The following is a 6,280-nucleotide window of genomic DNA, read 5'->3' as shown; positions in this document are numbered from 1 at the left end:
TCAGAGCGGGCAAAGTCGCGGGCTGCGGCAGTGCCGGCGGGAAAGCCGCTGCGAGCGCTGTAGTCGCGCGGCTTGGTCCCCCTGCGAGAGTGGCGCGCGGTGACGCCTTTCGCACCGATGATGTCGAGCAAAGCGATGCCGGCGACCACGGCAAGCGCAATGCCCACGTTGTCGCGCTTTGGATTGTCATGCCGATAAGCTGACAGCAACGTCGCGATGTCCAGGCCGTCGCCAGCCACCCGGCTCCAAAGCCCAGCCTGCTTGTCCACGGAAAGCGAGAGTATGCCGCTGCTTATCTCCCGCGCCCCATAGGCTCGGATGAGATCTTGCTTGCCGCTCATGCCGAGCGCACCGGCAATCCGCTCGGCACCAACCAGCTCGACGACACCCAGCGCGATGCTGAACCAGCCGAGCTTGCGGGCAAGGCCATCGAAGGCATCGGCCACACTCGGCCCGGCCTGCAGCACTTTGGGATCGCCAGGCGATCGGGTGATGTTGGTGAGTTTAGCGACCACGTTCATGACGATTCCCTACGGTTTCAAAACAACCTTGATGCAGCTGTCCTGCTTGTCGCGGAACACCTTGTACATCTCGGGTCCCTGCTCGAGCCCGACGGTATGGGTGATGACGAAGGAAGGGTCGATCTGGCCGTCCACGATGCGGCGCAGCAGATCCTCGGTCCAACGGGTGACATGGGTCTGCCCCATGCGGAAGGTGAGGCCCTTGTTCATCGCCTGTCCCATCGGAATCTTGTCGACCAGCCCGCTGTAGACGCCGGGGATCGAGATCACGCCGGCCGGCCGGCAGACATAGATCATCTCGCGCAACACATGCGGTCGATCATTTTCCATCAGCATCAACTGCTTTGCGCGATCGTAGACGGTGTCGGGCTGGGCCAGCGAGACATGGCTTTCCATGCCGACGCAATCGATGCACTTCTCCGGGCCATTTGCGCCGGTGAGTTCCTGCAGCCGTTCGACGACACTTTCCTCGGCGAAATTAATGGTGATGGCACCGCCGGCCGCCCCCATGGAAAGCCGTTCCGGCAGGCAATCGATCGCCACCACCTGTTTGGCGCCGAGCAGCAGGGCACTGCGTATTGCCATCTGCCCGACTGGGCCGCAGCCCCACACCGCAACCGTATCCGTAGGCTCTATGTCGCACTGTGCCGCGGCCTGCCATCCGGTGGGAAAAATATCGCCGAGGAAGAGAACCTGCTCGTCGGTAAGGTTGTCAGGCACCTTTAGGTGCGTGGCGTCGGCGAACGGCACCCGCAGGTATTCCGCCTGTCCCCCGGGATAGCCGCCCGTCAAATGGGTGTAGCCAAACAGACCAGCGGTGGTGTGCCCGAACACCTTGTCGCCGAGGTTCTTCTTGCGGTTCGTACGTTCGCAAACCGAAAAGTTCTGTCTCTTGCACTGGTCGCACTCACCGCAGATTATGGTGAACGGTACGACAATGCGGTCTCCCTTCTTCAGAGCGCCGTTGACGCCCCTGCCGACCTCCACGACCTCTCCCATCATCTCGTGGCCCATAATGTCGCCTGGCAGCATGGCTGGCACGTAGTTGTGGTAAAGGTGAAGGTCGGAGCCGCAGATGGCACAACTCGTCACCTTGATAATCGCGTCCCGTTCATCCTCAATTTCTGGATCGGAGACCTGATCGCAGCGTATGTCTTCCTTACCGTGCCAGACCAACGCACGCATAGCCCGCTCCTCTGTTGGCAAGGTCGATCGGGACCCGCGCTTGGCAAGCGGGCCATGCTATTCATCGACCGTGCCCGCCGCCTGTCGAACCGCAATGGCCGACCTATGTTCCGGGAGCTTGAGAGAATATTTTGGGCCATTCCAAACGGCGCCTTCGCCTGACCGCGACTCGCTTGCCGCTCCGTCTGAAGTCGGCTCCTCAGTCTTGATGCAGCTACGGCATGTCTTCGTTGTTTGTGCCATGCACGTTGGAGCCGTGCAGGAGGGACTGGATTTCGTCTAGATCGATGTTGCCGTCACCATTCTCGTCGATGCTATTGAACATCCTGCCGACCGCGCTTTGAACCTCGGCCTCGGACAGTGACCTGTCGCCATCCGTGTCCAACAGGCCGAACATAAGTCGCATGCCGGCACCGCGCATCATTTGGTGACCACGGTGTCGAGCCATTCTGTGTCCTCTGCCCCAGTCGCCACGATTTCGCCAATGGTCGCCATGCCGGCTAGCTTCATCGGGGGGGTCAGCATGCCCGTTGCGGTCGCCCTGGTCGTTGCGGCTATCTTCGTCACGGAAAGCTTCTTCAGAACCGCGATCCTGGTGCATCCTCTCCCGGACAGCTTGCTCAACCATCTGGCGGATTATTTCGCGTGTCTGTTCACCCCCCTGTCCGTTTGCGTTCGACCCGGCGCCGGGCTGTTCGGTCGCCGTCGTGGGTGCAGGCGTCGTGGGTGCCGGTGTTCCGCTTGACTGGGCGAGCGCCGGGGACGTGAGGGCTATGAAAGTGGCGGCGGCGGCCGTCGTGCTGTGTGGAAATCTCATGGCATGCCTCCATCGAACCATCGGCCGTGTTTGTTTGGGTCAAACTGGGGCTCGGTCTGATTGTTCCCTCAAGGGGATGAGGTCACGGCGAAGTTATAGGCCATGTGCCCGTGGGCGCAGGGCGACCACAACCAGAATGGTGGAGATGGTGATGGCATTCATGTCGTCGTAGCCGCCTTCTGGAATGGCGGAACGTGCCAAGGTGTTGCAGCGCTGTGGTGGAGCTTGCTTCGCTGCCGCGGCCTGCAGGGCGAGAGATCGCGCATCTCGATCTGCATCCACACGACTGGAAGCCAGAACAGGCCGGTAATGAGGTAAAGCAGGATCGAAAAGCGCAATCCACCCCTCGGTCGGCGAATAGGCGGAATGCCAGGCGAGGGCATGAGCCACCACCGCGGTTGCAGTGAACACGAATTCAGCGATCACGCGATGCGTGCGACCGTTACGATGGTCGCGGAATTTGCGGTCTGATGGGCGAGCAGCATGAACAAGGCGATGCCGGCCGGACGGCGAGTTGTTCGCAGACCGCCTCGGACGGTTCAGTGCAAGGATCAAATCCCCCTGCGCCGCTCATGGACGCAGCGCCAGCTCAGGAACCTGATCGGCGGGATCCGCGATGTTCATGGACCCGATTCCCGGCGGAAGTGCGGCATGTGGGCTGGATCGTTTGACAAGCGATCGGAATGTCAGGAAACCAGAGCGAGGCGGCGCGGCACAACCGGCGGCCAGCGCCTTGGCGAAGGTCACGCATGTCGACCTGCTGACCGCACGTCGGACAGATGTAGGAATATCCTTCTTGGGCTCGCCGCTGTAGAGCTTGCCGGGAATTGATCCACCAAGATCGGATTGCTCGTCATATCCATCGACTTGTCTCAAATGTTACCGAACTGTTCTGCGCATATTCCCGTCCGCTCGGTCAAAGTCTAACGATCAGGGAAGCACATTGGAAAGCACATGCGGTAACGGTTGATTCAACCATTGCTGGTATGTTGGTGTGGGTGGCGGCTCCGACAGTTGGGCGGGCGCTTCAGTGCCGGAGCCGCCTGCGCAGTCCGGTTGGGGTTTGACCGCGCCGTCCTATAATGGGACAGCGCGGTCAACGATTCGTTAAAATGCTCCGGAGCTAATTAAACGTGTGCTAAATTGAATCGCAGTGTTGCGAGTCAGCTCATGCGTTTGAAGGTCATCAGTCTATCGCGCAGGAAGGGCGAGGCGGTGTTAGCCGTCAGTCATTCTATCTCACGCGCTGACGACCTCTGGCGCATTCCAAGTCATCAATTGTGACATCAGCCGTTGAATCGACGCCGGTCCAACCGCCTGCTTCGTATTCGTTTCGCCGGAACCACCGATAGCTTCGCCCGTTGCTAAGCTGCCCCGTGACACACGAAATCATCGATCACTGCTTGATGTATGGCTAGCGACGGTGACTCACCAAAGACATGAACTCAGAAAAGAAACCAACGAAAGCTGGACCGTGTTTAACGTGTTGACTGGGCAGCCAGCAGACCCGTGGGCGCTCCGGCTAAGCTATGCCCGGACTCTTGTTCGCCTCTTGAACGCTGTCGAGTTGAAGCGAAAGGTCACTCGAAGTGACCTCTAAATACGCACTGCTGAAACACATCGGGAGCCGTTGGCAAAGCCACCGTTCCGTGGTCACCTACCTGAGACTCTCGCCCGATAGCAGAGGGTGACGTGGCAAGGCTTGAGCGCCCAACCTATGCCTGCAGCATCAAGAATATGATCCTGCCAAGAGCGCCTAAGAGCAGGGCGAATGCGGCGAAAGATTGAATAAAGAAGCCGGGGTACCGCTTCAGCGGTGCCGACAGGTAACCGATGAAGTAGGCAATCCTTCCCATTATCCAAAGCAGTCCCAGTGCAGCCGCCCATGGCGCGCTCCAGTAGACCGCGAAAAGGCACATCGACGGAAGAAAGTCCGGCAGCCATTCGATCGAGTTTGAATTAGCGCGGATTGTCCGCTCAAGCAGCGGATCCCCAGTCATGGTCGGGGCGAGAACGCCCGTCCTCTTGTGGGTTCTGGCGACTGTCAGCGCCATGCCAAAAATCATTAGGCTGCAAAGCAGCGTCACAATAGCCACCGAGAAATACCGTTCCATGCCTGCCTCCTCTCGTCGCGGAACAGGCAGGCAAGCAAAGGTTGTCGCCATGTGAAGCAGGTCGGCCTGAAGCCCGTAGATAGCGCAAAAACGCGTCTCTGGAAATGAGCTACGAAGGGTGGTCGATCTACGGTCGCATCCAACGCGCCTTCGGCGACTATGATGACATCGCCGCGGTGACGGCAGAGCCGACGTTGTCAGAGCCCGGTGACGTGCCGATCTTCAGCGCGGGCGTGCCTCGCGCAATAGACCAGCTCACGCTCAGCATCCCGGCGCCGATAGATTTTTCCAGCCTCAATCTCTCCTATACGCATCTTGAAAGTGCCGAAGGCCAGAAGAGCCAGATCGTTGGCCTTTCCTACAGCCAACAGATATTCAAGCGAAGCAGCCTCTATGCCACTGCCTTTACCGACCTTGAGGATAGCGGCAGCTTTGGAGTCTTGGCCGGCCTATCGGTTCCGTTCGGTGACGATATCACCGCTTCCACGGGAATAGAGCAGGGACCGGACGGCCTGAATGTCGTCGCCGACATCGCCAAGTCGGAGCGGTTGGAAGACGGCAGCATTGGCTGGCGAGCACGAACCTCGGAAGGCGACACGCCCAACCGGTCGGCCGCAGCAAGCTATCGCGCGCGCTTCGCCCGCTTCGAGGCTGGCGTCCAACAATACGGGAAGGACGTGCGGGCAACTGCGCAAATGGATGGCGCGATTGCCGTGGCAGGCGGCGGGGTCTTTGCCACAAATCGCATAGACGATGCTTTCGCCGTGGTCGAAGTCGGCGCTCCTGATGTCGACGTCCAGTTCCAGAACAGGCCGGTGGGAAAGACCAATCGGCAAGGGCGCATCCTGGTCCCCGGGCTTAACTCCTACGAACCGAACACGGTCTCCATCGATCCAAAGAATCTGCCAGTGAATGCGGACGTTCCGGCAACCAAGGAAGTCGTGATGCCAGCCGATCGCAGGGGGGTCGTGGTGAAGTTCGGTGTTTCGGAAGCGCCCGAAGCAGCGGTCGTCACTCTGGTCGACAGCACAGGGACCCCTTTGGAAGCCGGCCTGAAGGGGCGCATGGAGGCTGGCTCCGAAGAGTTTGTCATCGGCTACGATGGTGAGGCGTACATTCGAGGCTTAAGCGCACAGAACACGGTCGTGATCGATCGTCTGGATGGCACCTCCTGCAAGGCCGATTTTTTCTACACGCCCGCACCCGGTCAGCAAGTCGCAATCAAGGACGTGGCATGCAGGTAAACATGGGAGAACGAATGCTCCGTCTTGTCATCTTCATGGCCTTTGCCATGTTTCCGTTGTCCGCTTTGGCGCAAAGCTGCAGCTTCAGCGTCTCGAACATGAATTTCGGGTTGGTTGACACCCTCTCGGGCAGTCAGACCAACACGACCGCGACCATCAACATGAATTGCAGCGGCATTGTCGGTCAGCGCATCCTGATCTGTGCGCATCTTGCGGCCGGCACAGGCGGCGCGTCGTCGGCGACGGCCCGCTAGATGTTTAGCGGAGCCAACGCACTCAACTATCAGCTCTATCCCGACTCGGCACGCAGCGTGGTTTGGGGTTCTTTTGCCTGGGCCTACGCTTCCCGCCCTCCGGCACTGGCATTGACCCCCAAATGTATTGGGCTCAGCCGCTGGA

Annotated in this window: 5 protein-coding genes and 2 pseudogenes; 2 read left to right on the top strand and 5 right to left on the bottom strand. The window is 59.7% G+C overall.

What is annotated here, in order from left to right:
- From EN925_RS18285 to EN925_RS18265, 5 genes and pseudogenes are all read right to left on the bottom strand, one after another.
- Positions 1–521, bottom strand: a 521-nt coding sequence (locus EN925_RS18285; RefSeq protein WP_128336777.1) for a hypothetical protein, incomplete at its 3' end; no start/stop codon positions are given.
- A gap of 9 nt (positions 522–530) precedes the next feature.
- Positions 531–1,706 carry a zinc-dependent alcohol dehydrogenase gene (locus tag EN925_RS18280; RefSeq protein ID WP_127366655.1) on the bottom strand — a complete coding sequence of 392 codons (1,176 nt, stop codon included), beginning with the start codon at positions 1,704–1,706 and terminating at the stop codon, positions 531–533.
- A gap of 214 nt (positions 1,707–1,920) precedes the next feature.
- Positions 1,921–2,307, bottom strand: coding sequence for a hypothetical protein (locus EN925_RS40775; RefSeq protein ID WP_245461074.1), 387 nt, complete (start codon positions 2,305–2,307; stop codon positions 1,921–1,923).
- 467 nt (positions 2,308–2,774) lie between these two features.
- Positions 2,775–3,026, bottom strand: a pseudogene (locus tag EN925_RS18270) (DUF2269 family protein); the annotation flags it as partial.
- A 1,212-nt stretch (positions 3,027–4,238) separates the two neighbouring features.
- Complete coding sequence (locus tag EN925_RS18265) at positions 4,239–4,637, bottom strand: MAPEG family protein (RefSeq protein WP_127366653.1); 399 nt, start codon at positions 4,635–4,637, stop codon at positions 4,239–4,241.
- Positions 4,638–4,726: 89 nt separating this feature from the next.
- Between EN925_RS18265 and EN925_RS18260 the strand changes: the two are divergent.
- Positions 4,727–5,881, top strand: a pseudogene (locus tag EN925_RS18260) (fimbria/pilus outer membrane usher protein); the annotation flags it as partial.
- Between the two features lie 14 nt (positions 5,882–5,895).
- Complete coding sequence (locus EN925_RS40770) at positions 5,896–6,135, top strand: spore coat protein U domain-containing protein (RefSeq protein WP_245487238.1); 240 nt, start codon at positions 5,896–5,898, stop codon at positions 6,133–6,135.
- Positions 6,136–6,280 lie beyond the last annotated feature (145 nt).

The sequence above is a fragment of the Mesorhizobium sp. M7A.F.Ca.US.006.04.2.1 genome (genome assembly GCF_004022915.1).
GTDB lineage: Bacteria > Pseudomonadota > Alphaproteobacteria > Rhizobiales > Rhizobiaceae > Mesorhizobium > Mesorhizobium ciceri.
The sequence above is the reverse complement of the archived record's forward strand: the minus strand, read 5'-3'. Positions and strand labels throughout refer to the sequence as shown.

Bases quoted from the DNA above. Each gene is read 5' to 3' on its own strand.
- EN925_RS18265 (WP_127366653.1), bottom strand. From the start codon at position 4,637: ATGGAACGGTATTTCTCGGTGGCTATTGTGACGCTGCTTTGCAGCCTA.
- EN925_RS40775 (WP_245461074.1), bottom strand. From the start codon at position 2,307: ATGCACCAGGATCGCGGTTCTGAAGAAGCTTTCCGTGACGAAGATAGC.
- EN925_RS40770 (WP_245487238.1), top strand. From the start codon at position 5,896: ATGCTCCGTCTTGTCATCTTCATGGCCTTTGCCATGTTTCCGTTGTCC.
- EN925_RS18280 (WP_127366655.1), bottom strand. From the start codon at position 1,706: ATGCGTGCGTTGGTCTGGCACGGTAAGGAAGACATACGCTGCGATCAG.